Origin of the sequence: Methylobacterium sp. J-048 (genome assembly GCF_022829515.1) — a bacterium.
Classification (GTDB): Bacteria; Pseudomonadota; Alphaproteobacteria; order Rhizobiales; family Beijerinckiaceae; genus Methylobacterium.
Window position 1 is genome coordinate 1 of the sequence record NZ_JAKSYL010000026.1, and the last position, 23,624, is coordinate 23,624.

The following is a 23,624-nucleotide window of genomic DNA, read 5'->3' on the forward strand; positions in this document are numbered from 1 at the left end:
TTTTAGAAATTCAACAGAGAACACTGAAGTATACACATAGAGGCACAATCTATACCTACACGCCGCCTTTCTGATCGCTGAAAGAAAGGCGCGTTGCCCCCCCCCCTTGCGGGGAGGGGTCAGGGGTGTGGGTGGGCAAGAAGACACCGCTGCGCTCGATGCTGCACCACCCCCACCTCCAACTCCTCCCCGAAAGGTGGAGGAGGGCGCGTCTCGGCCAGGGTTGTGTGAATATCGTAGCCCGCAGAGGGGGGGAGGGAAGGCGCGTGTCGTCTCCGAACCGGATTCCACTTGAGCGTCCGATGATCGGGAACCCGAGGCGTGGATCCGCCCCGCGCCCTCAGCGCTCCAGCCGGGCCACCAGGCTCGACGTGTCCCAGCGGTTGCCGCCCATGGCCTGCACCTCGGCGTAGAACTGGTCGACGAGCGCCGAGACCGGGAGCTTGGCGCCGTTGCGGCGGGCCTCGTCCAGCAGGATGCCGAGATCCTTGCGCATCCAGTCGACCGCGAAGCCGAACTCGAACTGGCCCGCGTTCATGGTCTTGCCGCGATTCTCCATCTGCCAGGAGCCGGCGGCCCCCTTGGAGATCACGTCGAGCACCGCCTCCACGTCGAGGCCGGCGCGCTTGGCGAAGTGGACGCCCTCGGACAGGCCCTGGACCAGGCCGGCGATGCAGATCTGGTTGACCATCTTGGTGAGCTGGCCGGAGCCCACCGGGCCCATCAGCCGGCAGGCGCGGGCGAAGGCGCCGATCGCCGCCTCGACCTTGGCGTAGGTCTCCGGCGCGCCGCCGCACATCACGGTGAGCACGCCGTTCTCGGCGCCGGCCTGGCCGCCGGAGACCGGCGCGTCGATGAAGCCGAGCCCCTTGGCCTCGGCCGCCGCGGCGAGTTCCCGGGCGACCTCGGCCGACGCGGTGGTGTGGTCGACGAACACCGCACCGGACGCCATGCCGGCGAGCGCGCCGTCCTCGCCCAGCACGACGCTGCGCAGGTCGTCGTCGTTGCCCACGCAGGCGAACACGATCTCGGCCCCCGCGACGGCCTCCCGGGGCGTGGCCGCGAAGGCGCCGCCATGGGCCTTCACCCAGGCCTCGGCCTTGGGCGTGGTCCGGTTGTAGACGGTGACGTCGTGGCCCTTCTTGGCGAGGTGTCCGGCCATCGGGCCGCCCATCACGCCCAGACCCAGGAATGCGACCTTCGCCATCGTCTTCTCCTCATGAGCGCCGGTTCACGCCGGCGCGATCCCGAACGGTGGCTCAGCGGCCGGCCGCGACGGCCGGATTCCGGCCGCCGAGGGTCAGCGCGGCGTTCACGACCACCGCCACGACGATGTTCACGGCGAGCGCCAGGAGCCCGGTATAGAGCGTGAGCTTGGCGTCGCCGAAGGTCAGGGTGTGCAGGGGCTTCAGCCCGTCCGACCAGGCGATCAGGCTGCCGGCGACGAAGCCCACCGCCCAGCCCGCCAACAGCGCCGGCGCCCGGAACCACGAGACGTAGAGCCCGAAGATCAGAGCCGGCAGGGTCTGCAGGATCCACAGGCCGCCGAGCAATTGCAGGTCGAGGGCGAACTGCGTCGGCAGGACCAGGATCGCCACCAGCGCGCCGATCTTGACCAGCATCGAGGTGATCTTGGCGACCTGCGCCTCCCCGGCGGAGGTCACGTTCGGGTTGACATAGGCCTTCCAGACGTTGCGCGAGAACAGGTTGGCGGCGCCGATCGACATCACCGCGGCCGGCACCAGGGCGCCGATCGCGATGGCCGCGAAGGCGAAGCCCGCGAACCAGCCCGGGAACAGGGTCTTGAACAGGGCCGGGACCACGTCGTTGTTGCTCGTCACCTTGAGGCCGGCGGCGTGGCCCATGTAGCCGAGCATCGCCAGCAGCCCGAGCAGCAGCGTGTAGGCCGGCAGCAGCACCGCGTTCTTGCGGATGGTGTTGCCCCCCGAGGAGGCGAAGATGCCGGTGAGCGTGTGCGGGTACATGAACGCGGCCAGCGCCGAGCCCAGCGCCAGGGACGCGTAGGGCAGGATCTGCGCCGGGCTCAGCAGCGTGCCGCCCGAGCCCTTGGCCTTGAACGCGGCGTCGGCCGCGTCGAACACCGCGCCGTAGCCGCCGAGCTTCGACGGCACGATCGCCACCGCCACCAGCACCACGATGTAGATCATGATGTCCTTGACGAAGGCGATCAGCGCCGGCGCCCGCAGGCCGGACGAGTAGGTGTAGAAGGCCAGCACCAGGAAGGCGGCGATCAGCGGGAACTCGCCGCGCAGCCCCAGCGCCTTGATCGCCACCTCCATGCCGATGAGCTGGAGCGCGATGTAGGGCATGGTGGCGACCACGCCTGTGACGGCCACCGCGAGTTCGAGCGCCCGCGAGCCGTAGGTGCCGTACACGACATCGCCGGCCGTGACGTAGCCCTTGTCCTTGGCCGCCTGCCACAGCACCGGCATCACCGCGAACACGAACGGGTAGACGATGATCGTGTAGGGCAGCGCGAAGAACCCGTAGGCGCCGACCGCGTAGACCAGAGCCGGCACCGCGATGACCGTGTAGGCGGTGTAGAAGTCGCCGCCTATCAGGAACCACGTGATCCAGGTGCCGAACTTGCGCCCGCCCAGGCCCCACTCGTCGAGATGGGCCAGCGTCTCGGGCCGGCGCCAGCGGGCGGCCACGAAGCCCATCACGGTCACCAGCAGGAAGAAGAAGACGAAGACCGACAGCGCCGGGACGTCGAGATCAGCGGTCATCGCGCACGCCCCGGTAGACGAGGTAGAGGATCAGGGAGGTGAGCGGCACCCAGGCCAGCTGATACCAGTAGAAGAACGGGAAGCCGAACAGGACCGGATCGTGCTGGTTGTAGAACGGCACCCACAGGAGCCCGAGGAAGGGCAGCAGCAGGAGCCACATCAGCGGCGAGCGGCGTCGGGTTTCCATGGTCCGGCCCGTGAACGAGAACAGGTCTTGGCCGACGATCCGGTGTTACAGATCGGTCGTGGCGCAGCTCGGCGCGTTGCATCACAGGTCGAGCCGCTTGCGTCAACGGCAAGGCGATAGGATAAATCGGAGTTGTCGCCCGGGACCAGCGAGTCCCAGCCGGAAGGCCCCAGGCCCCCGAGCGTGAGGCGGTCTGTAGGGAGCGGGACGATGGGTACGGCGATCGGCAGGCAAGTGCGCGACCATGGGCCCTGGGCCCTCGTGGGAGCGCTCGGCGCCGCGGCTCTGGCGATCGTGGCCACCCAGCGCGGCGAGACGATCAACGCTCTCTGGATCGTGGTCGCGGCGGTCTGCGTCTACCTGATCGCCTACCGCTACTATTCGAAATTCATCGCCGAGAAGGTGATGCGCCTCGACCCGAAGCGCGTGACCCCGGCGGTCCGCCACAATGACGGGCTCGACTACGTGCCCACCAACCGCAGCGTCCTGTTCGGCCACCATTTCGCAGCGATCGCAGGCGCGGGCCCGCTGGTCGGCCCGGTGCTCGCCGCGCAGATGGGCTACCTGCCCGGCATGCTGTGGATCCTGGCCGGCGTGGTGCTGGCCGGGGCGGTGCAGGACTTCATGGTCCTGTTCGTGTCCATGCGCCGGGACGGCCGGTCGCTCGGCGAGCTGATCCGGGCCGAGCTCGGCACCGTGCCGGGCATCATCGCGCTGTTCGGCACCTTCCTGATCATGGTGATCCTGCTGGCCGTGCTGGCGCTGATCGTGGTCAAGGCCCTGGCCGAGAGCCCGTGGGGCACCTTCACGGTGATGTCGACGATCCCGATCGCGATGCTGATGGGCGTCTACACGCGCTATATCCGCCCGGGCCGGATCGGCGAGGTCTCGATCCTCGGTTTCGTCCTCTTGATCCTGGCGATCCTCGGCGGCGGCTCGGTGGCCGCGAGCCCGGTCTGGGGCCCGGCCTTCACCTTCACGGGCCCGCAGCTGTGCTGGATGCTGATCGGCTACGGCTTCGTGGCCTCGATCCTGCCGGTCTGGCTGCTGCTGGCGCCGCGGGACTACCTCTCGACCTTCCTCAAGATCGGCACCATCGTCGGGCTGGCGCTCGGCATCGCGGTCGTCGCGCCGCACCTGCAGATGCCCGCGACGACCAAGTTCGTGGACGGCACCGGGCCGGTCTGGGCCGGCAGCCTGTTCCCGTTCCTGTTCATCACCATCGCGTGCGGCGCGGTCTCGGGCTTCCACGCCCTGATCGCGTCGGGCACCACCCCGAAGCTCATCGCCAGCGAGGGCGATGCCCGCTTCATCGGCTACGGCGGCATGCTGATGGAATCGTTCGTGGCGATCATGGCGCTGGTCTCGGCCTGCGTGATCGACCCGGGCGTCTACTTCACCATGAACTCGCCCGCGGCGCTCGTCGGCACCACGCCCGAGACCGCTGCCGCGGCCGTGACCAAGCTCGGCTTCGCCACCACGCCCGAGGTGATCACCCAGACCGCCGCGGATGTCGGCGAGCGCACGATCATCTCGCGCGCCGGCGGCGCCCCGACCCTGGCGGTGGGCATGGCCCACATCATCTCCTCGGCCATCGGCGGCAAGGCGATGATGGCGTTCTGGTACCACTTCGCGATCCTGTTCGAGGCGCTGTTCATCCTCACGGCCGTGGATGCGGGCACCCGCGCCTGCCGGTTCATGGTGCAGGATCTCGTCGCCCTGGCGGTGCCGTCGTTCAAGAACACCACCTCCTGGGGGCCGAGCATCGCGGCCACCGCCATCGCGGTCGGCGCCTGGGGCTACTTCCTGTACCAGGGCGTGACCGACCCGCTCGGCGGCATCAACACCCTGTGGCCGCTGTTCGGCATCTCCAACCAGATGCTGGCCGCGGTGGCGCTGACGCTCTGCACGGTGGTGATCTTCAAGATGAAGCGCGAGCGCTACGCGTTCGTGACCATCATCCCGACCGCGTGGCTGTGCCTGTGCACCCTCACGGCCGGCTGGCAGAAGATCATGTCCGCCGACCCGAAGATCGGCTTCCTGGCCCATGCCGAGCGCTACGCGACGGCCGCCGCCGAGGGCAAGCTCCTGGCGCCGGCCAAGAACGCCGACCAGATGGCGCAGATCATCCTCAACGACCGGATCGACGCCGTGCTGGCAGCCCTGTTCATCGGCCTCGTGGTCGCCATCGCGGGCTTCGGCATCGCCGCCTGCCTGAAGGCGTGGCGAGCCGATCGCTGGACCGCCCTCGAGACCGATCCGCGCCTGGCCGCGGCCGAGTAGGGCGCGTCATGGAGCCACAGCAGAGCCTGCGCCGCCGCCTCCAGACGCTGTCCAAATGCGTCTGCGACGGCGCCCGGCTGATGGTGGGGCAGGGGGATTACGCGGCCTACGCCGCGCATATCCGCCGCACCCATCCCGACCAGGCGCCGATGACCGAGCTGGAGTTCTTTCGCAATCGCGAGAACGCCCGCTTCGGGGTGGGGAATACGTCGGGGTTCCGCTGCTGCTGACGCGGGTCCGTATCCGGTCAGCATCGCGCAAATCGTATCTACGATCCGATTGACCGGCCCGGGCTCGGATCGTAGGTACGGGCATGCGCGTGGTCTGGGACGAGCCGAAGCGGGTGAGCAATCTCGCCAAGCACGGCCTGGACTTCGCAGACGCGCGTGATCGGCTCCGGTTCGAGGATTCGGTGGTCGTGCCGTCCCATCCCGGACCGGACGGCCGCCGGCGCTTCGTAGCCATCGGCCTTCTGGATGGCCGCCTCGTCACGGCCGTACTCGCGCCGCTCGGCTCCGAGGCGCTGGCTCTCGTCAGCCTGCGCCCGGCGAGCCGCAAGGAACGGAGGATCTACGAGGATGCCTAAGCTCGATCTTCCCTCGATCACCGACGCCGAGGAGGCACGCATCCAGGCCGGGATCGCGGCCGACTCGGACAATCCCGAGGTCACCGATGCCCAGGCACGCCAGGCGCGTCCCTTTGCCGAAGTGTTCCCCGAACTGGCGGCGACCCTGCGCCGGTCTCGGGGTCCCCAGAAGGCGCCGACCAAGCAGCTCGTGAGCCTGCGCCTCGATTCGGAGATCGTGGAGGCGTTCAAGGCGACCGGGCCCGGCTGGCAGACCCGGATGAACGACGCGCTGCGGGCAGCGGCTCGCGACCTCGGGGCTGGGTAAGGGCCGACCCGCGAAACCATAAATTGCGCGCAGAATGTCAGTCCCCGGCGCAAGCGCGGCCGGATCTTGACTCGGCCGCCACAATATCCGCCATCTCCGACCGCACGGGAGGTCGGCATGAGCATTTTCCAGGACGCCATCCTTCGGTTCGGCCGCACGATCATGTCGTATGCGGGCGATGCCGTCTTCCTCCAGTCGGCGGTCTCGGCCGCGGCCAACGTCATCGTGGCCGACGGCGACGTGGCCGAGGAGGAGATCGAATCGGCGATCAGCGGCATCCGCGCCAACCCGATCCTCGAGAAGTCCTACGACACGCTGCGCGTCGAGCAGGAGCTCTACGAGGCCATCGCCCGGGCCAAGACCCGGGCCGGCCGCCTGGAGAACCTGCGGCTCGTCGGCGCCATCGCGGAGCGGCCGATCGACCAGCGCCAGGACGTTTTTCTGATCGGCGCCGACGTGGCCGATTTCGGCGGCATCAGCGAGGTCGAGCACAAGGCGCTCGACGAGATCGGTGCGGCGTTGCACGTCGACAAGTCCGCCCTGCTGCGCTGAGCCGCCCCGAGGGCGTGTCGTCCGCCCTGGGTTGACCGGTCGGAACGCTTCCGTACCGCAGGCTCGGCCGGGTGTCGGCGCGATTGCCCGGCGAGCGCTCGGGTTGGCTCGCACGCCCCCGCCGAATGCGGAACGTGGCTTGCCGGCCGCGATCCGGGCGCTTGCGGCCGCCGCTAAGCAACCGCCGGGGGGCCGATCCTCGATGCACCGTCCTGGGGGCGCTCAAGGTGATCCGTGCGCCCCCCGCCTCGCGGTAGAAGGCTCGCCGCCGAAGGGGAGACCGGTTCGGCGGCCCCGTCGCCATCCGCGCGCGCAAACGGTGCGGCATCCCCTCGAAAGCGGACTCTTGAGGAGCGATCGGGCTGGCCGATACACATCGCCGAAGCCGTCGATCGCGCCGAAACAGGTCGGCAGCGCCCTCAGCCAGGATCAAGTGAAATCGCGGCGGCCGCGATGCTTGTTCTCTAAAACTGAAATATAATAGCTGATCTGTTTGATATAATCATCGCATGTGATCAGCAGTGATCTGATTTTTATTTCCGGTTCTGTGTTCGGCCCGCTTGACATGAGGTGATTGCCGAACGTTTCATATGCATTTGAACGGTGATCGCTCGCTGAGACTCAGCGCTCGGGACAAACGGGGCGACAGATTTGCCGGTGGTGCTCGCGGCGAACAATCTGACCAAGCGCTTCGGATCGACCCGGGCGCTCACCGACGTGTCGTTCGAGCTCGCGGCCGGCGAGGTGCTCGCCCTGATGGGCGCCAATGGGGCCGGCAAGTCGACCCTGGTGAAGATCCTGTGCGGCGTCCACGGCGCCGATGCGGGGTCGATCACCATAAGCGGGAAGACGGTGGCGTTCGCCGCGCCGCGGCAGGCGCGGGCGCACGGGATCATCGCCGTGCACCAGTCGATCGCCGATGTCGGCGTCCCGACCCTGTCGGTCGCCGATAACCTGCTGCTCGACCGCTCCTGCACGGGGCGCGGCCCGCTCCTGGCCGGCGGCCGGCGGAACTTGCGCGCCGCCGAGGCGATCGCGGCCGGCATCGGCCTCGACCTGGACCTGTCCCGCACCCTCGGAACGCTCTCGATCGCCGAGCGCCAGCTCGTCGCCATCGCGCGCGCCGTCGCGCACGACCCGACGGTGCTGATTCTCGACGAGCCGACCGCGAGCCTCTCGGCCCCCGAATCCGAACGCCTGTTCACGGTCCTCGACCGGCTCAGGGACCGGGGCGTCGCGCTGCTCTACATCTCGCACAGGACCGGCGATCTGCGCCGGATCGCCGACCGGATCGTGGTGCTGCGCGACGGCCGGGTCGCGGGCGCGTTCCGTCGGCCGCTGGATCTCGACGCCGCGATCCGGGCGATGGTCGGCCACGCGGTCGGGCGGGTGGCGCGGCGCGATCCGGTGCCGGACGGCGCGCCGGTCCTGCGGCTGTCGCAGGCGCGGCTCGCCCCGGCCACTGCTACCTTCGATCTCGCCGCGCATGCGGGCGAGGTCGTGGCCGTGACCGGGCCGGTGGGGGCCGGAAAGTCGACGCTGGCCGGAGCCATCTTGGGGCGCTGGCCGCTCGCGGCCGGGCACATGGAGCTCGACGGCCAGCGCTGGCGGCCGCGCTCCGCCGGGGAGGCGATCCGCAACGGCGTGTTCATGGCCGGCGAGGACCGGTGGCGCACCACCTTCTTCCCCGGCACCGTGCCGTTCGCGCATATCGCCGGCACGATCGGCTTTCCCTTCCTGGACCGCCGGAGCCGGGCCGGCCTGGTCTCGCCGACCGCCGAGGCGCGCGCGGCAGCCCGGCTCATCGCCGAATTCGGGATCAAGGCGCGCGGCCCCGACGATCGGCCCGCCGTCCTGTCGGGCGGCAACCAGCAGAAGGTCGTCCTCGCCCGCTGGCACGCCGAGCCGGCGCGGCTGCTGCTGCTCGACGAGCCGTTCCAGGGCGTCGATATCGGCGCCCGGGACGACATCGTCCGGGCGATCCGAGCCCAGTCGCGGGACCGCGCCACGATCGTCTTCGTCAACGACCTCGAAGAGGCGCTGGAGGTCGGCGACCGGGTCGTCGTCATGGCCGATCGCGCCGTGGTCGGGGATGCCGGCGACCTCGCCCGGATCAGCACGCTGCTGGCTTCAGGCGCCCCTTCGCCTCACCCCGCCGCCTCGTAGAGCCTCCGTCATGTCGTCGCCCGCCCGCGCCCCGAACGCGTCCCTGTCCGTGCGCCGATTCGCGATCGATTACGGGCTCCTGATCCTGCTCGTCGGACTGGTGGCGGTCTTCGCGGTCGCGCAGCCCGCCTTCCTGCGCGTCAACAACCTGTTCAGCATCCTGCAGGCGGTCGCCATCGTGGCGCTGCTCGGGGTCGGCGTGACGGTCACGATGATCGCCGGCGGGTTCGATCTCTCGGTCGGCGGGCTCGCCGCCTTCGTGCAGATGGCCGCCGCCTACAGCCTGATCGTGCTCGACGGCTCGACCGGGAGCACCATCCTGCTCTGCCTGGGGCTCGGCGTGCTGGTCGGCCTCGGCAACGCGCTGCTGATCGTCCGGCTCGGCATCCCCGACCTGCTCGCCACGCTCGGGATGCTGTTCCTCCTGGCCGGCCTCCAATTGATCCCGACCGGGGGCCGCTCGATCGCGCCGGGCATGACCCTGCTCGACGGGTCCGTGGCGGACGGCGCCTTCACCGACGCGTTCCTCGCCCTCGGCCGGCACCGGTTCTGGGACATCCTGCCGGTCCCGGTGGTGGTGCTCGCACTCGTGGCCGCCGCGCTCTGGTTCGTGATGGATCTCACCCGCTTCGGCCGGGTGTTCCACGCGGTCGGCGGCAACGAGCTCGCGGCGCGGCTCGCCGGCGCGCCGACGCGGGCCTATCGGGTCTGGGCCTACGTCATCTCCTCGACCGTAGCGTCCATCGGCGGCATCCTGATGGCCGCCCGGATCGGCCGAGGCGACGTGTCGGCCGGCAACGGGCTGATGCTGGATGCCATCGCGGCCGCGCTGATCGGCTACGCCGTGCTCGGGGCCAACCGCCCGAACATCCTCGGCACGGTCGTGGGCGCCGTGTTCGTGGGCGTCCTGCTCAACGGCCTGACGATGCTGAACGCCCCCTACTACCTGCAGGATTTCGTCAAGGGCGCCGTGCTGATCGGCGCCCTGACCGTCACCTACGGCCTCGCGCCGAAGCAGGGCTGACGGTGGCGCGCGATCAGCGTGGCTGCGGGATCCAGGGGGCTGTCGCGGCCTCCGAACGGCCGAAGGCCGGGATCCGGGCGTTCAGATCCGCGATGGTCTTCACCCCGGCTTCCCGCAGCGCCCCCTGCGTCAGCAGGGTCGGCTCGACCGTGATCCGAGGCCCGGGATCCTGACCCGCGAGGGCGAGCGCCGCGGCGCGGATCGACACCGCGCCGACCACGGCCGGATTCGTCGCGACGGTGGCGACCCAGGGGCTGCCAGGCTCGGTGATCTCGCCGATATCTGCGGTCGAGACGTCGGCCGAATAGATCTTCACCGTGTCGGCGAGGTTCAGTTCGTTCACGGCGAGCTTCGCGCCGCGCGCGAACTCGTCATAGGGCGCGACGATCACCGTGATGCCCGGGTTGGCGCGCAGGGCCGCCTTGGCCTGGTCGGCGACGACGCTCGCGGTCGCGTCGCTGACGGTGCCGAAGCGGGCCTTCTCGATCACCCCCGGATGGGCGGCCTTGAAGGCGGTCCAGACCGCGTCGCGGCGATCGAGGGGCGCGAAGCCGGCGACATAGATATAGGCCGCCTGGAAGCTGGTCCCGTTCTCCTGAACGACCTGATCCAGCGCCTTCTGGGCGAGTGCGCGATCGCTCTGCTCGACCTGCGGGATCCGCGGATGGTCGAGATTCACGTCGAAGGCCACGACTTTGATGCCGGCCTCGACCGCCTTCAGGGCGACGTCCTTGAGCGATTCAGGCAGGCCGTGATCGATCACGATCGCCTTGGCGCCGAGCGCAATGGCCTGCTCGACCTGCTCGCGCTCCTGCGCCGCATCCTGCTTACCGGGGAAGATCCGCAGGTCGATGCCGAGCGCCTTGGCCTGCGCCCGCGCGCCGGCCTCGTAGGCCTGGTAGAAATCGCCGACCGACAGGTAGCGGACCAGGGCGACCGTGACGTCGCCGCGATCGAACGGCGGCGGTGCCCCGGGGAGGCCGCCCGCCCAGGCGGCGGTCGAGAGGCCGAAGGCCGCGACGGCGGCGCAGAGACGGAGACGCACGGACATGGCTTTCCTCGATCTCATTGGGCTGTCGGCAGGACGCGGCCGATCTTCCACTGGAACGGCGGCTCGGTGCCGTTGACCGCGAAGTCACCGACGATCCGGTCCTTGAAGATGCGCGGGTTGTGCGAGGCGATCGTGCGCGCGTTGCGCCAGTGCCGGTCCAGGGCGTGCCCGCTGCTCGTCGCGGAGGCGCCCAGCGCGTCGAACAGGATCGTGCCCGCGTCCAGGACGAGGCCGGTCAGCACGGTCTGCGCCTGGGCGAGCTCGATCTCCGAGGCGACGTTAATTGCCTGCGCCGCCTCCGCGGGCAGGTTCGCGACCCGGGCCTCGTAGGCGCGCTGCACCGCCTCCGCCGCCCGGGCGTTGAGCGCCCCGGCCGCGTAGGCCAGCGCGTGCACCCGGCCGACCACCTGGAGCACCTGCGGGTCGGCGCTGGGCCGCGCGCCCGCGGCGTGGGAATAGGTCCGCTCCCGCGTGCGCACCGCCTGGGTCACCGCGTCGGCCGCCGCCCGGGCGATCCCGGTGAGCGTGGCGAGATGCACCGCCTGGAAGAACGCTGTGCCGTAGGCGAAGCGGACCTCCGTGGCCAACGGCTCGCCGATGGCGGGCACGTCCGCGAATGTGGCGGTGCCGCTCGCGGTCAGCCGCTGGCCGAACCCGTCCCAATCGTCGTGGATCGCGACGCCGGGCGCCCGCGCCGACACGACGACCGAGGTCTCCTCCCCGGCCTCGCCGGTGCCGACCACGTCGATCCAGTCGGCGAACAGCGAGCCGGTGGTGTAGTACTTTCGCCCGGTCAGCCCCCAGCCGTCGCCGCGCCGGTGGATGCGGGTCTCGAACGTGCCGACCACCGCGCTCCCGGTCTCCGACCAGGCGCCCCCGAACAGGTCGCCGTCCGCCAGGCGCTCGATCCAGCGCGCCCGGCGCGCATCGTGGGGGCTACTGACGGTGTCCTCCGCGAAGCCGAAATGGTTGCGGAGGGCCTGGGGCAGGTTGGAATCGGCCTGCGCCAGCTCGGCGAGGAGGCCGAACAGGTCCGGCAGGCTGGCGCCGAAGCCGCCCTCCGCCTCCGGCACCCGCAGGGCGCCGAACCGCGCCGCGCGCAGCCAGCCCACGGCCTCGTCGGGCAAGCGGCGCTCCCGCTCGCGCGCGACGGCTCCCTCGCGGATCCGGGCGAAGATCGGCCGGAACCGGGCCGCCAGGCGCTCGTAATGCGGGCTCGGCGGCGAGCCCCAGGCGGAGCGCTCGGGGGGCCAGGCAGCGGCGTCGGTTTGGCTCATCGGGTCGGTCTCGTCCGGTCGCGGGTGAGGGTCAGTGCCGCGTCGGCGCGTCGGCGGCGCCGAGATACAGCGCGGCGAGACGGCCGCTGGCGGCGAGTTCGGCTGAGGGGCCTGCGGCGACCACGCGCCCGCTCTCCAGCACGATGGCGCGGTCGGCCTGGTCGAGCACGAGGTTCGCGCTCTGCTCGGCGATCAGGACGCTCAGGCCCTCCTCGCGGTTGAGGCGGGCGATGATCGCGAAGATCTCGGCGACGACGATCGGGGCGAGGCCCATCGAGGGCTCGTCGAGGAGGAGCAGGGTCGGCCGGGTCATCAGCGCGCGGCCGATGGCGACCATCTGCTGCTCGCCGCCCGAGGTCAGGCCGGCGCGTGCGCCGCGGCGCTCTCTCAGGCGCGGGAACCACCCGTAGACCCGCTCGAGATCCGCGGCGAGCTGCCGCCGGCTCGGACGGCGCAGATACCCGCCGGTGAGCAGGTTCTCTTCCACCGTGAGCTGCCCGAACACGTGCCGGCCCTCCAGCACCTGCACGATGCCGCGCGCCACGAGATCGGCCGGATCGAGCCGCCGGGTCTCCTCGCCCCGCCAGCGGATCGAGCCGCCGCGCAGGGCGCCGCGCTGAGCGCCCAGCAGGTTCGAGATCGCCCGCAGGGTCGTCGTCTTGCCGGCGCCGTTCGGGCCGACCAGGGCCACGATCTCGCCCCGGGCGACGCTCAGGGACACGTCGTGGAGGGCCAGGATCGAGGCACCGTAGACGGCCTCGATCGCCTCCACGTCGAGGAAGGGTGGTCGCACCGGGCCGGCCTCAACGACCCGAGTCATCGGGCCACCGCCTCGGCGGAATCCGTTGAGCGGGGCGTGATGCCCTTCTCCTTGGCGTAGGCCGCGGCGCGCTCGTAGATCAGCGGCAGGAGCAGTTCGCGGTCGGATTTGACCCAGCCGTTGCTGACGATAGTCCACTTGGCGCCGTCCCATTGCAGGACCTTGCCGGCGCCGCCGCCCTCATGATCGTTGATCGAGAGACGCAGGGGTTGGACGAGGCCCTCGGCGCCGATCGCCCGCAGGCGATCCTCATCGAGAACGAGGTGCTCCAGGCCCCATTGGCCCTCCTCACCGGTAATCGGCCGGTTGCCGAAGCGCGCCTGCGCCGTGCGGATCGCCTCGACCGAGATGATCGCTTCGATCAGTCCGGAATTGTAGTACACCGAACCGAAGCTCTTCAGGTCCTTCAGGTCGCTCTTGCCCTTGTCGACGATCGCGGCCTTGATCTTCTTGAGGATCTCGAAATCCTGACTGGCCGGGAACGGCGTGATCGCCAGATAGCCCTTCCCGACGCTGCCCGCCGGTCGTACGTCCTCCTCCGAGCCGGACCAGATGCCGCCGATGATGTGATCGACCGGGAAGCCGGTCTTGGCCGCGGTCTTGATCGCGACGGGCGTCATCACCCCCCAGCCGCGCAGGAACACCCAGTCGGGCTTGATCTGCCGGATCCGCCCCCATTGCGCCGACTGGTCGTTGCCGGGATGCGGCACCGGGATCTGGATGTCCTCGAAGCCGTAGGTCTTGGCGAGCAGGGCGAGCGGGGTCTGGGTCTCCTTACCGTAGGGGCTGTCGTGATAGACGGTCGCAATCTTGAGGCCCTTCAGCTTGTCCTTTCCGCCAACCTGCTCGGCGATGTAGTTGATCGCCGAGGACGCCTCGCTCCAGAAGCTGAACAGGACCGTGAAGCTGTAGGGGAAGACCCGGCCGTCGATCGCTTCGGTACGGCCGTAGCCGGTGGTCACGAGCGGGATCTTGTCGGCGACCGATTTCTCCGTGAGCGCTTTCGAAACCGGGTCGCCGTGCGGCAGGAAGATCGGCACCGGCGAACCGTCCTTGCCGCCCTTCATCCGCTCGTAGCACTCGACGCCCTTCTCGACCGCCCACTCGGTCTCGCACTCGTCCCAGACCAGCTTCACGCCGTTGATGCCGCCCTCGACCTCGTTGATGTAGCGGAAGTAATCGATGACGCCGGCCCAGCTCGGAATACCCGACGAGGCGTAGGCGCCGACCCGGAAGGTCGCCAGCGGGAAGTATTGCTTGGCCGGCTCTGCGATGGCGGTGGAGGCGGCGCAGAGGCTCGCCGCGAGGGCGGTGGCGCGCAGGGCGTGGACGAGGCGTGACATCCTGGGTCTCCGAGAGAAAGCGGTCAGCGGACGAGGCGCCGCCAGAGGCGGACGATGAGGGCGACGAGGCCGTTGGGCTCCTTGATCAGGAAGCTTATGATCAGCGCGCCGAAGATCACCCGCTGGATGTTCGAGACCTGCCCGCCGTCGAGGCCGGCCCCGAGCACGGCTTCCGAGAGGTGCGTCAGCAGGATCGGGGTCAGGACGATGAACGCCGACCCGATGAAGCTGCCGCCCAGGCTGCCCAGCCCCCCGATGATGATGATGAACATCGCCTGGAAGGACCGATCGAGATCGAAGCTGCGGGCATCGACCGTGCCGAGATAGGCGAAGGCCCAGAGCGCCCCGGCGACGCCGCACACCGTGGCGCCGGCGAAGAACGCCGAAAGCTTGGCCCGCGCCACCGGTACGCCGATCACCGCGGCCGCCGTCTCCCCGTCGCGCACCGCCCGCCAGTTTCGGCCCGTCTGGCTGCGCACCAGCCGCCAGGCGATCGCCGTCACGACCGCGACGCTCGACAGCGTCAAGGCGTAGCGGCCGGCCGGACTCGACAGATCGCGTCCGAGGATCGCAAGGCGCGGCGCGGAGATGGAACTGGAGGAGGCGTAGTTCGAAAACCAGCCGACTTGGTTGAAGGTCCACTCGATCAGGAACTGCCCGGCGAGCGTCGGCGCGATGAGGTAGAATCCCTTGATGCGCAGGCTCGGCAGCCCGATCACGAGGCCTGCGAGGCCGGCGATCAGGCCGCCCAGGGCGAGGCTGGCCGGCAGCGGCAGGCCGGGGAGGCGCAGCAGCAGGTTGTAGGTGGCGTAAGCGCCGACCGCCATGAAGGCGCCCGTGCCCAGGGAGGCCTGGCCCGCGTAGCCCATGGTCAGGTTCAGGCCGAGGCCCGCCAGCGCCATGATCAGGAACGGGATCAGGATTGCATTGTACCAATAGTCGGTTGCCACCAGCGGGACGCCCACGACGGCGAGCGCCAGCAGCACGGCGAACCCGGCGTACCGGAGCGGCAGCGCGGGCCATGCGAGGCGCCGGCCCGGGACGAGATCGGCGGCGGAGGATGCGGACGTCACGGATCAAACCCTCTCGATGGCGCGCTCGCCGAACAATCCGGCCGGGCGGACCAAGAGGAAGGCGACGGCGAGCAGATAGGCGAACCAGGTGGAGACCGAGCCGCCGAGCAGCGGCCCGAGATAGATCTCGGCCAGGGCGTCGGCGGCGCCGACGATGAGGCCGCCGACGATGGCGCCGGCGATCGAGGTGAAGCCGCCGATGATCAGCACCGGCAGCGCCTTCAGCACCACGAAGGTCAGCGAGAACTGCACGCCCTGGCGCGCGCCCCACAGCAGCCCCGCCACCAGCGCCACGAACCCGGCCACCGCCCACACCGTCGCCCAGAGAACCGGCAGCCGGATCCCGATGGACAGGGCCGCCTGCGGATCGTCCGCCACCGCGCGCAAAGCCACGCCGATCCGCGTGCGCTCGAAGAACAGCGACAGGGCGATCACCAGGGCTCCGGCGCTCGCCGCGGCGACGAGATCGAAGCGGCTGAGCTGGATCGGGCCGAGCGCGACGGGCAGATCGGGGATGCCGAGGTCGAGTTCGTGTACGCTCGCGCCCATCAGGAGCTGCGCAATGCCCTCGATCACGTAGGACAGGCCGAGCGTCGCCATGAACAGCGTCATCTGCGACCGGTTGACGAGGGGGCGCAGCAAGACCCGCTCGACCGCCACCGCCAGTGTCACCATGATCGCCAGCGTCACCAGGCCGGCGAGCCAGAAGGGCAGGTCCCGCTCCGTCAGGGTGACGAAGGTCAGCGCGGCGCAGAGCACCATTGCCCCCTGCGCGTAGTTGAACACGCCCGAGGCCTTGTAGATCAGCACGAAACCGATCGCCACGAGAGCGTACATCACGCCGGCGAGCAGGCCGCCCGCGAGCGTCTCCAGGAAGAAGCTCATGCGCCGGCCCTCAATGCGGCTTGCCGAGATAGGCCGCGATCACGACCGGGTCGTTGCGCACCGCCTCCGGAGGACCGTCGCCGACCTTGCGCCCGTAATCGAGCACCACGACGTGGTCGGACAGGCTCATCACCACGCCGATGTCGTGCTCGATCAACACGACCGTGAGGCCGAACGTGTCCCGGGCCGCCTCGATGAAGCTGCCCATTGCGCGCTTCTCCTCGCCGTTCATGCCCGCCATCGGCTCGTCCAGCAGCAGGAGCTTCGGGCGCGCCGCCAGCGCCCGAGCGAGGTCGACCCGCTTCTGGATGCCGTAGGGCAGCGTTGACACGATGCGGTCGCGGTAGGAGGCGAGGTCGAGGAAAGCGAGGATCTCCTCGGCGGCCTGAAGAAAGCGGCGCGTCTCGGCGGCGTCGCGGGGCAACCCGAAGGCGTGCTCGACCAGCGTCGTCCGGCTGTGGCGCGCGAGGCCCGCCAGCACGTTGTCGATGACGGAGAGCGGCCCGAACAAGGCTGCGTGCTGAAAGGTTCGGCCGATGCCGCGCCTGGCAGCCGAGCCGGGGCGGATGCGGCCGAAACGCTCGCCCTCGAAGGTAACGCTTCCCGAATCCGCCCGGTAGACCCCGTTGAGGATGTTGAGCAGCGAGCTCTTGCCGGCCCCGTTCGGACCGATGAGCGCGCAGATCTCGCCGCGCCGGACCGCGAAGCTCAAGCCGTCGATCGCCGTGATGCCCTTGAACGCCAGCGAGACGTCGGCGAGTTCGAGGATCGTGTCGGACATGGCCGGCCTCACTCGGCCGCGGCGGCGGGGCGAAGCGCCGCCTCCCGCGCCTTCACCGCCTCAATGTCGCGGAACCCGTGGGCCGGATGGGTCTCCGGCAGGTACGGCCCCCGGCCGAACAGCTTTTCGCGCAGGGTCCCGGGGCGGTAGGCCTTCGGATAGGCGCCGCGCCGCTGGAGTTCGGGTACCAGCAGGTCGACCGCGTCCTCGAAGCTCTCAGGCGTTACCGCGTAGGCCAGGTTGAAGCCGTCGACATCGGTCTCCTCGGCCCAGTCCTGCAGGATGTCGGCGACGGTGGCGGGCGAGCCGACGAAGACCGGGCCGAGGCCGCCGATCCCGCCCCACCGGGCCAGTTCCGCGATCGACCAGGGGTTCTCCGCGGACGAGAAATGCTCGACCATCGACACGATAGCGTTGGTCTCGACCTTCTTGACGAGGTCGGTCGGCGCGTATTGGCCGAAATCGATGCCGCTCCAGCCCGACAGGAGCACCAGAGCGCCGTCGTGCGAGGCGTGGGACCGGTAGTCCTCGAATTTCTTCTGCGCGGCTTCGTCGGTCTCGGCGACGATCACGGTGGTGAGGTTGTAGATCAGCACGTCGCGGGGCGAGCGCCCGGCGGCCCGGGCCTGCGCGCGCACATCGGCGACATAGGCCTTCAGCATCGGCTTCAGGGGTGCGGCCACGAACACGCACTCGGCGTGATGCCCCGCGAACGCCTTGCCGGGCCCCGAGGCGCCGGCCTGGTAGAGCACCGGCGTGCGCTGCGGCGAGGGCTCGCAGAGATGGTAGCCCGGCACGGTGAAGTGGCGGCCGCGATGCCCGATCTCGTGGACCTTGGCCGGGTCGGTGAAGATCCGCCGCTCCCGGTCCCGCAGGACCGCGCCCTCTTCCCAGCTGCCCTCGAACAGCTTGTAGAGCACCTCGACGTATTCGGCCGCGACCTCGTAGCGGTTGTCGTGGCGCTTCAGGCCGTCCTGGCCGACATTCTTCGCGCCGCTCTCGAGATACGAGGTGACGATGTTCCAGCCGACCCGCCCCTTGGTGTGATGGTCGGCCGTCGAGAGCCGGCGCGCGAAGGTGTAGGGATGCTCGAACGAGGTCGAGGCGGTGATGCCGATGCCGAGATGCTCGGTCGCCAGCGCGATCGGGGCGGCGAGCTGGAGCGGATCGTTGACCGGGATCTGCGCCGCCTGATGCAGGGCGTGCCAGTTCGAGCCCTTGTAGACGTCGTAATAGCCGACGACGTCGGCGATGAAGATCCCGTCGAAGATGCCCCGTTCGAGGGTCCGGGCCAGGTCCTGCCAGTATTCGAGGTCCTTGTACTGCCAGGAGCGGTCGCGCGGATGCGCCCACAGCCCCGGCGACTGGTGGCCGACGCAGTTCATGTCGAAGGCGTTGAAGCGGATCTGGCGGGTCATGAGGCTTCGTTGGGTTCGGGAAACGGCAACACGCGCGGAGCCCCGCCGCCGCCGCGGCGCATCCTCCGCCGCGCATTGCAGCTGGACGCGCCTGCGCATCGGGAGATCGTGACGTCTCAAGATCGTTCCGAATCGTCAGGATAATCAATCGGCTTTATTCCCCTGGATTTGGAATAAAACTCTCCATATTTTCGCGGACACGAAACAAAAATACTTCGCATCGGGATCAGATTGTCGGGCATTCGGAAATAACATCTTCCACGCGAAGCAAGGGATGCCGACTATCTCTTGACTTGCACGGACGTTTCCGCTCGCTTGCACCGCGTCGCGCGGATCGCCTCGGAATGAACGCCCCCGGCGACAGCCGGATTCCGTCCCGAGGACCCACCATGCCGATCGCCGCGCCGACACCGCCCTTCGCGCTTCATCCGCAGGCGATCCGCATCGCCTCCGAGGCCGAGGCGGTGCGGATCGCGCGCGATCTGGCAACTGAGTTCGCCGCCGGCGCCGCCGAGCGGGACCGCGACCGGCGCCTGCCGGTGCCGGAGCTCGACCGGTTCTCGGGCTCCGGCCTGTGGGGCATCACGGTGCCCGCGGCCTATGGCGGCCTGGGCGCGAGCTTCGTCACGGTGGGGGAGGTGATCGCCCTCGTCTCGGCCGCCGATCCGTCGCTGGGCCAGATTCCGCAGAACCATCTGGCGGCGCTCGACGTGATCCGGGTCACGGCCTCCGAGGAACAGAAGCGGCTCTGGTTCGGCCGGGCGCTGCGCGGCTATCGGCTGGGCAACGCCTTCTCGGAGCGCAACAGCCGCCATGTCGGCGCCTTCGAGACGACCCTGCGCCGCGACGGCGAGCACTTCGTGGTCGAGGGCGACAAGTTCTACGCCACCGGCGCGCTGTTCGCCCATTTCATCCACATCGGCGCGGTCGACCCGGAGGGCCGGGTCCACTTCGCCATCGCGGACCGCGACGCGCCGGGCCTGACGATCACCGACAGCTGGTCCGGGTTCGGCCAGCGCACCACGGCGAGCGGCGACGTCACCCTGCGCGGCGTGCGCGTGGCCCCCGAGGCGGTGATCCCGGCCTGGCGGGGCGGCGAGGCGCCGTCGTCGAACGGGGCGGTCTCGCAGTTCATCCAGGCGGCGGTCGATCTCGGGATCGCCCGCGGCGCCCGCGACGAGACGATCCGCTTCGTCCGGACGCGCGCCCGGCCGTGGATCGACAGCGGCCGCGCGCAGGCGACGGAGGATGTCCTGACGATCCACCAGGTCGGCGACCTCACCGTGAAGCTGCGGGCGGCCGAAGCCATGCTGGCCCGGGCCGGCCGCGCGATCGACGCCATCCTGGACGCGCCGACCGACGCCGCGGTCACGGAGACCGCCGTGGCGGTGGCCGAGGCCAAGGTGCTGACCACGGAGATCGCGCTGCTCGCCGCCGACAAGCTCCACGAACTGTCCGGCACGCGCTCGGTGCTGGCGGCCGACAACCTCGACCGGCATTGGCGCAACGCCCGCACGCACACGCTGCACGATCCCGTGCGCTGGAAGTCTTTCCACGTCGGCAACCACGCGCTGAACGGTATCGCACCGCCGCGGCACGCCTGGAGCTGAGGGGCTGGGATCGGGTCCCGGCCCCTGCGGCGTCGCGGCCCGCCCCTTGCCTGTCCGGACATGTTAGCGAAACAGGCGCAGTGCCAAGTGCGCCGGCACGCGATGCGAACAGGCTGGCCGTGCGCCGGCCGGCGGAGACCGCATGGGCCTCGTCCTCTACGCTCTCAAGTTCCGGATCACGACTTACGTGCTCGCCGTGCTGATGATGCTCGGCGGCGTCGGCGCGCTGATCGTCACGCCCAAGGACGTGCTGCCGGTCGTCGACATCCCGGTGGTCGTCGTGGTCTGGACCTATACCGGCCTGTCCACGCCGGAGATGGAACAGCGCATCACCACCTATGCCGAGTACGGCATCTCCAACAACGTCAACAACATCCGCCGCATGGAGTCGACCACCCTCCAGGGCACGGCGGTGCAGCGGATCTACTTCGACCCGACGGTCAGCATCGATCTGGCCATCGCCCAGGTCGTGTCCTCGACCAACTCGATCCGCGCGGTGATGCCGACCGGCACCCAGCCGCCGATCATCGTGCGGTATTCCGCCTCCTCGGTCCCGGTGATCCAGCTGGCGCTGACCTCGGCCAAGGACAGCCTGAACCAGGTCTACGACTACGCCCAGTACCGGATCCGGCAGACCCTGGCGCAGGTGCCGGGCTCGACCCTGCCGGCCCCCTTCGGCGGCGCGCCCCGGCAGATCATGGTCGATCTCGACCTCAACGCCCTCCAGGCGCTCGGCCTGACGCCGCTGGACGTCACCAACGCCATGACGGCCCAGAACCTCACGGTGCCGTCCGGCCTCACCAAGATCGGCGAGCAGCAATACCCGGTCCAGCTCAACGCCACGCCGCCCTCGATCGAGACCCTCAACCTCGCACCGATCAAGGTGGTGGCCGGCCAGCCGGTGCTGGTCCGGGACGTCGCCTATGTCCGGGACGGCGGCCCGCCGCAGATCAACGTGGTCCGGGCCGAAGGCGGCCAAGCCGTGCTGATGCAGGTGATCAAGAACGGCAACGCCTCGACGCTCAACGTCGTCAACAACGTCAAGGCGGCGATGCCGACGATCCGGGCCGCCGCCCCGGAGGGGATGGCGATCAAGCCGCTGTTCGACCAGTCGGTGTTCGTCTCGAACGCCATCGAGGGCGTGCTGCACGAGGCCGCCATCGCGGCGGCGCTCACGGGCCTCGCGATCCTGCTGTTCCTGGGCTCGTGGCGCTCGACGCTGATCGTGCTGATCTCGATCCCGCTCTGCGTGATGACCTCGCTCGCGGTGTTGGCCGCGCTCGGCGAGACCATCAACGTGATGACGCTCGGCGGCTTGGCGCTCGCGGTCGGCATCCTGGTGGACGACGCCACGGTGGCGATCGAGAACACCTACCGGCTGTTCGAGGAGGGCGAGGAGTTCCGCGAGAGCGTGGTCCACGGCGCCGCCGGCATCGCCAAGCCGGCTTTGATCTCGACGCTGTCGATCTGCGCGGCGTTCACGGCGGTGTTCGCGCTCACCGACACGCCAAAGTACCTGTTCACCCCGCAGGCGCTCGCGGTCGTGTTCGCGATGCTGACCTCCTACCTGCTGTCGCGCACCCTGGTGCCGCTCATGATCGACGTGATCGTGGCGCCGGAATACCGGCAGAAGCACGCCAAGGACCACGGAGAGGAACGGGGAGAGACGCAGGGCGAGGACCGGGCCGCGCGCCCCCCGCCCCGCCAGGGCCGCATCGCCCGGGCCTTCGGCCTCGCCTCCGCGCCGCTGTTCCGCCTCGCCGGGCGTGCCCACGGCGCGTTCGAGCGCGGCTTCACCCGGTTCCACCGGGGCTATGTCGGCCTGCTCCACGCGGTGCTGGGCCACCGGATCGTCACCCTGGGCGTCGTCGGATTCGTCGTCGCGATGACCGGATTGCTGTTCGTCTTCGTCGGCGAGGATTACTTCCCGCAGATCGAGTCGAGCCAGATGACCATGCACTTGCGCACCCGCACGGGCATGCGCATCGAGACCACCCAGCAGGTCTTCGCCGACGTCGAGGACACGGTCCGGGAGGTGGTCCCGCCGGGCGAGATCGAGCAGATCCTCGATAATATCGGCCTGCCCTCGATCAACTACAACTTCGCCTTCTCGGACGGCTCGTTCGTCTCCTACAACGACGGGCAGATGCTGATCAGCCTCAAGGAGGGCCACGGTTCTGTCGCCGGCTACATGAAGCGCCTACGCGAGGTGCTGATGAAGCGCTTCCCGGACATGATCGTCTATTTCCAGCCCGCCGACATGATCACCCAGATCCTGAATTTCGGCGTCATCACGCCGATCGACGTGCAGGTCTCCGGCCGGCACAAGGAGAAGGACCTGGAGGTCGCCCAGCGGATCGTCCAGCGGCTCAAGCACACCAAGGGCCTGGTCGACGTCCACCTGCAGCAGATCGTCAACGAGCCGCAATTCTACGTCGACGTCGACCGGCGCCTGGCCTCCGAGCAGGGGCTCACCGAGCAGCAGGTGGCGCAGAACATGAACATCTCGCTGTCGGGCAGCTATCAGGTCACGCCGAACTTCTGGCCCGACCCCAAGACCGGCATCCCCTACCAGCTCTGGGTGCAGACGCCGGAATACCGCAACGCCTCGCTCGCCGACCTGCGCAACACGCCGATGTTCGTGCGCGCGGCCGCGACCTCCGGCACCGGCCCCGGCGTGCTGACCCTGCTCTCGAGCCTCGCCGAATTGCGCCGGGTGCCGACCCAGACGGTGATCAACCACGTCAACATCCAGCCGACCTTCGACGTCTTCGCCTCGGTCCAGGACCGCGACCTCGGCTCGGTCGCCCGCGACATCGACGCGATCGTGCAGGACGAGCAGAAGAACCTGGAGGCGCCCGACACGATCGCGGTGCGCGGCCAGATCGAGAACATGCGCAGCGCGTTCTTGCGCCTGGAGATCGGGCTCGGCATCGCGCTGATCGCGGTCTACCTGCTGATGGCGGTGAACTACCAGAGCTGGGGCGACCCGTTCGTGGTGATCGCGGCCCTGCCGATGGCGTTCTGCGGCATCACCTTCGCGCTGTTCATCACCGGGACCGCCTTCTCGATCCCGTCGATCTTCGGGGCGATCATGTCGGTGGGCATCGCCTCGGCGAACTCGATCCTGCTCGTCACCTTCGCCAAGGAGCACCGGGAGGCCACCGGCTGCAGCGCCGTGGAGGCGGCGATCACCGCGGGCGAGACCCGGCTGCGGCCGGTGCTGATGACCGCCTCGGCGATGTTCTTCGGCCTGATCCCGATGGCGCTCGGCACCGGCGAGGGCGGCGAGCAGAACGCCGCGCTCGCCCGCGCCGTGATGGGCGGCATCGCCTTCGCCACCCCGGCGACCCTGCTGCTGGTGCCGTTCCTCTACGTGCTGCTGCGGAGCGGGCCGGCGCAGCCGGTGCAGGATTACCTGGAGGCGGAAGCGGCGGCGGCGTGAGGCACCCCGGCGTCCGCCGCGGCTCCCTCCCCCGCAGAGGCGGGAGGGGAAGCCTCGCTCAACCGC

At 69.6% G+C, this 23,624-nt stretch carries 20 protein-coding genes; 9 read left to right on the top strand and 11 right to left on the bottom strand.

The window, feature by feature from the left end:
• Nucleotides 1–340: 340 nt before the first annotated feature.
• The 3 genes from MKL09_RS00680 to MKL09_RS00690 are packed head-to-tail and all read right to left on the bottom strand — an operon-like array spanning nucleotide 341 to nucleotide 2,937.
• Nucleotides 341–1,207, bottom strand: a complete 867-nt coding sequence (locus tag MKL09_RS00680; protein WP_244017025.1) for an NAD(P)-dependent oxidoreductase — start codon at nucleotides 1,205–1,207, stop codon at nucleotides 341–343.
• Nucleotides 1,208–1,259: 52 nt separating this feature from the next.
• Nucleotides 1,260–2,750: a monocarboxylate uptake permease MctP gene (gene mctP / locus MKL09_RS00685; protein ID WP_244017027.1), complete on the bottom strand. Its 1,491-nt coding sequence runs from the start codon at nucleotides 2,748–2,750 to the stop codon at nucleotides 1,260–1,262.
• Entirely contained in the window at nucleotides 2,740–2,937 is a 198-nt protein-coding gene (locus MKL09_RS00690) for a DUF3311 domain-containing protein (protein ID WP_244017029.1), read from the bottom strand. Before MKL09_RS00690 ends, mctP begins: the two co-directional genes overlap by 11 nt.
• 210 nt (nucleotides 2,938–3,147) lie before the next feature.
• Here MKL09_RS00690 and MKL09_RS00695 point away from each other — a divergent pair, with 210 nt between their 5' ends.
• From MKL09_RS00695 to MKL09_RS00725, 7 genes are all read left to right on the top strand, one after another.
• A complete protein-coding gene (locus MKL09_RS00695; protein WP_244017031.1) occupies nucleotides 3,148–5,220 on the top strand; it encodes a carbon starvation CstA family protein in 2,073 nt (690 codons plus the stop codon).
• An 8-nt stretch (nucleotides 5,221–5,228) separates the two neighbouring features.
• On the top strand, nucleotides 5,229–5,450 hold the full coding sequence (locus MKL09_RS00700; RefSeq protein WP_244017032.1) for a YbdD/YjiX family protein: 222 nt from the start codon (nucleotides 5,229–5,231) through the stop codon (nucleotides 5,448–5,450).
• Between the two features lie 83 nt (nucleotides 5,451–5,533).
• A complete protein-coding gene (locus MKL09_RS00705; RefSeq protein WP_244017035.1) occupies nucleotides 5,534–5,806 on the top strand; it encodes a BrnT family toxin in 273 nt (90 codons plus the stop codon).
• Entirely contained in the window at nucleotides 5,799–6,113 is a 315-nt protein-coding gene (locus tag MKL09_RS00710; protein WP_244017037.1) for a BrnA antitoxin family protein, read from the top strand. Before MKL09_RS00705 ends, MKL09_RS00710 begins: the two co-directional genes overlap by 8 nt.
• Nucleotides 6,114–6,230: 117 nt before the next feature.
• A complete protein-coding gene (locus MKL09_RS00715) occupies nucleotides 6,231–6,665 on the top strand; it encodes a tellurite resistance TerB family protein (RefSeq protein WP_244017039.1) in 435 nt (144 codons plus the stop codon).
• A 657-nt stretch (nucleotides 6,666–7,322) separates the two neighbouring features.
• Nucleotides 7,323–8,831 (top strand): sugar ABC transporter ATP-binding protein, encoded by a 1,509-nt coding sequence (locus tag MKL09_RS00720; RefSeq protein ID WP_244017041.1) that lies wholly within the window; start codon nucleotides 7,323–7,325, stop codon nucleotides 8,829–8,831.
• 10 nt (nucleotides 8,832–8,841) lie between these two features.
• Nucleotides 8,842–9,855, top strand: a complete 1,014-nt coding sequence (locus MKL09_RS00725; RefSeq protein ID WP_244017043.1) for an ABC transporter permease — start codon at nucleotides 8,842–8,844, stop codon at nucleotides 9,853–9,855.
• A 13-nt stretch (nucleotides 9,856–9,868) separates the two neighbouring features.
• Here the strand turns inward: MKL09_RS00725 and MKL09_RS00730 are convergent, their stop codons facing one another.
• Genes MKL09_RS00730 through MKL09_RS00765 form a run of 8 tightly spaced genes read right to left on the bottom strand, consistent with a single transcriptional unit; the run spans nucleotide 9,869 to nucleotide 18,503 of the window.
• Nucleotides 9,869–10,906: a substrate-binding domain-containing protein gene (locus MKL09_RS00730; RefSeq protein WP_409566882.1), complete on the bottom strand. Its 1,038-nt coding sequence runs from the start codon at nucleotides 10,904–10,906 to the stop codon at nucleotides 9,869–9,871.
• A gap of 14 nt (nucleotides 10,907–10,920) precedes the next feature.
• Nucleotides 10,921–12,183 carry a monooxygenase gene (locus tag MKL09_RS00735; protein ID WP_244017047.1) on the bottom strand — a complete coding sequence of 421 codons (1,263 nt, stop codon included), beginning with the start codon at nucleotides 12,181–12,183 and terminating at the stop codon, nucleotides 10,921–10,923.
• Between the two features lie 31 nt (nucleotides 12,184–12,214).
• The gene (locus MKL09_RS00740) at nucleotides 12,215–12,976 is read right to left on the bottom strand and encodes an ABC transporter ATP-binding protein (protein ID WP_244017099.1); all 762 of its coding nucleotides are present in this window, start codon (nucleotides 12,974–12,976) and stop codon (nucleotides 12,215–12,217) included.
• Nucleotides 12,977–12,999: 23 nt separating this feature from the next.
• On the bottom strand, nucleotides 13,000–14,346 hold the full coding sequence (locus MKL09_RS00745; RefSeq protein WP_244017048.1) for an ABC transporter substrate-binding protein: 1,347 nt from the start codon (nucleotides 14,344–14,346) through the stop codon (nucleotides 13,000–13,002).
• Nucleotides 14,347–14,369: 23 nt separating this feature from the next.
• Nucleotides 14,370–15,419 carry a branched-chain amino acid ABC transporter permease gene (locus tag MKL09_RS00750; RefSeq protein ID WP_244017050.1) on the bottom strand — a complete coding sequence of 350 codons (1,050 nt, stop codon included), beginning with the start codon at nucleotides 15,417–15,419 and terminating at the stop codon, nucleotides 14,370–14,372.
• A 3-nt stretch (nucleotides 15,420–15,422) separates the two neighbouring features.
• Nucleotides 15,423–16,304, bottom strand: a complete 882-nt coding sequence (locus MKL09_RS00755) for a branched-chain amino acid ABC transporter permease (RefSeq protein ID WP_244017052.1) — start codon at nucleotides 16,302–16,304, stop codon at nucleotides 15,423–15,425.
• A gap of 10 nt (nucleotides 16,305–16,314) precedes the next feature.
• Nucleotides 16,315–17,085 (bottom strand): ABC transporter ATP-binding protein, encoded by a 771-nt coding sequence (locus MKL09_RS00760; RefSeq protein ID WP_244017054.1) that lies wholly within the window; start codon nucleotides 17,083–17,085, stop codon nucleotides 16,315–16,317.
• Nucleotides 17,086–17,093: 8 nt separating this feature from the next.
• Complete coding sequence (locus tag MKL09_RS00765; RefSeq protein ID WP_244017056.1) at nucleotides 17,094–18,503, bottom strand: LLM class flavin-dependent oxidoreductase; 1,410 nt, start codon at nucleotides 18,501–18,503, stop codon at nucleotides 17,094–17,096.
• Between the two features lie 344 nt (nucleotides 18,504–18,847).
• On the opposite strand from MKL09_RS00765, the gene MKL09_RS00770 reads away from it, so the two are divergent.
• The gene (locus MKL09_RS00770; RefSeq protein ID WP_409566883.1) at nucleotides 18,848–20,113 is read left to right on the top strand and encodes an SfnB family sulfur acquisition oxidoreductase; all 1,266 of its coding nucleotides are present in this window, start codon (nucleotides 18,848–18,850) and stop codon (nucleotides 20,111–20,113) included.
• Nucleotides 20,114–20,255: 142 nt separating this feature from the next.
• Nucleotides 20,256–23,558: an efflux RND transporter permease subunit gene (locus tag MKL09_RS00775; RefSeq protein WP_244017060.1), complete on the top strand. Its 3,303-nt coding sequence runs from the start codon at nucleotides 20,256–20,258 to the stop codon at nucleotides 23,556–23,558.
• Nucleotides 23,559–23,624 lie beyond the last annotated feature (66 nt).

What these genes read in the sequence shown, in the direction of transcription:
- MKL09_RS00680 (WP_244017025.1), bottom strand. Translation starts at nt 1,207, where the DNA reads ATGGCGAAGGTCGCATTCCTGGGTCTGGGCGTGATGGGCGGCCCGATG.
- MKL09_RS00690 (WP_244017029.1), bottom strand. Translation starts at nt 2,937, where the DNA reads ATGGAAACCCGACGCCGCTCGCCGCTGATGTGGCTCCTGCTGCTGCCC.
- MKL09_RS00695 (WP_244017031.1), top strand. Translation starts at nt 3,148, where the DNA reads ATGGGTACGGCGATCGGCAGGCAAGTGCGCGACCATGGGCCCTGGGCC.
- MKL09_RS00725 (WP_244017043.1), top strand. Translation starts at nt 8,842, where the DNA reads ATGTCGTCGCCCGCCCGCGCCCCGAACGCGTCCCTGTCCGTGCGCCGA.
- MKL09_RS00700 (WP_244017032.1), top strand. Translation starts at nt 5,229, where the DNA reads ATGGAGCCACAGCAGAGCCTGCGCCGCCGCCTCCAGACGCTGTCCAAA.
- MKL09_RS00710 (WP_244017037.1), top strand. Translation starts at nt 5,799, where the DNA reads ATGCCTAAGCTCGATCTTCCCTCGATCACCGACGCCGAGGAGGCACGC.
- MKL09_RS00755 (WP_244017052.1), bottom strand. Translation starts at nt 16,304, where the DNA reads ATGAGCTTCTTCCTGGAGACGCTCGCGGGCGGCCTGCTCGCCGGCGTG.
- MKL09_RS00735 (WP_244017047.1), bottom strand. Translation starts at nt 12,183, where the DNA reads ATGAGCCAAACCGACGCCGCTGCCTGGCCCCCCGAGCGCTCCGCCTGG.
- MKL09_RS00730 (WP_409566882.1), bottom strand. Translation starts at nt 10,906, where the DNA reads ATGTCCGTGCGTCTCCGTCTCTGCGCCGCCGTCGCGGCCTTCGGCCTC.
- MKL09_RS00765 (WP_244017056.1), bottom strand. Translation starts at nt 18,503, where the DNA reads ATGACCCGCCAGATCCGCTTCAACGCCTTCGACATGAACTGCGTCGGC.
- MKL09_RS00705 (WP_244017035.1), top strand. Translation starts at nt 5,534, where the DNA reads ATGCGCGTGGTCTGGGACGAGCCGAAGCGGGTGAGCAATCTCGCCAAG.
- mctP (WP_244017027.1), bottom strand. Translation starts at nt 2,750, where the DNA reads ATGACCGCTGATCTCGACGTCCCGGCGCTGTCGGTCTTCGTCTTCTTC.
- MKL09_RS00745 (WP_244017048.1), bottom strand. Translation starts at nt 14,346, where the DNA reads ATGTCACGCCTCGTCCACGCCCTGCGCGCCACCGCCCTCGCGGCGAGC.
- MKL09_RS00715 (WP_244017039.1), top strand. Translation starts at nt 6,231, where the DNA reads ATGAGCATTTTCCAGGACGCCATCCTTCGGTTCGGCCGCACGATCATG.
- MKL09_RS00775 (WP_244017060.1), top strand. Translation starts at nt 20,256, where the DNA reads ATGGGCCTCGTCCTCTACGCTCTCAAGTTCCGGATCACGACTTACGTG.
- MKL09_RS00760 (WP_244017054.1), bottom strand. Translation starts at nt 17,085, where the DNA reads ATGTCCGACACGATCCTCGAACTCGCCGACGTCTCGCTGGCGTTCAAG.
- MKL09_RS00770 (WP_409566883.1), top strand. Translation starts at nt 18,848, where the DNA reads ATGAACGCCCCCGGCGACAGCCGGATTCCGTCCCGAGGACCCACCATG.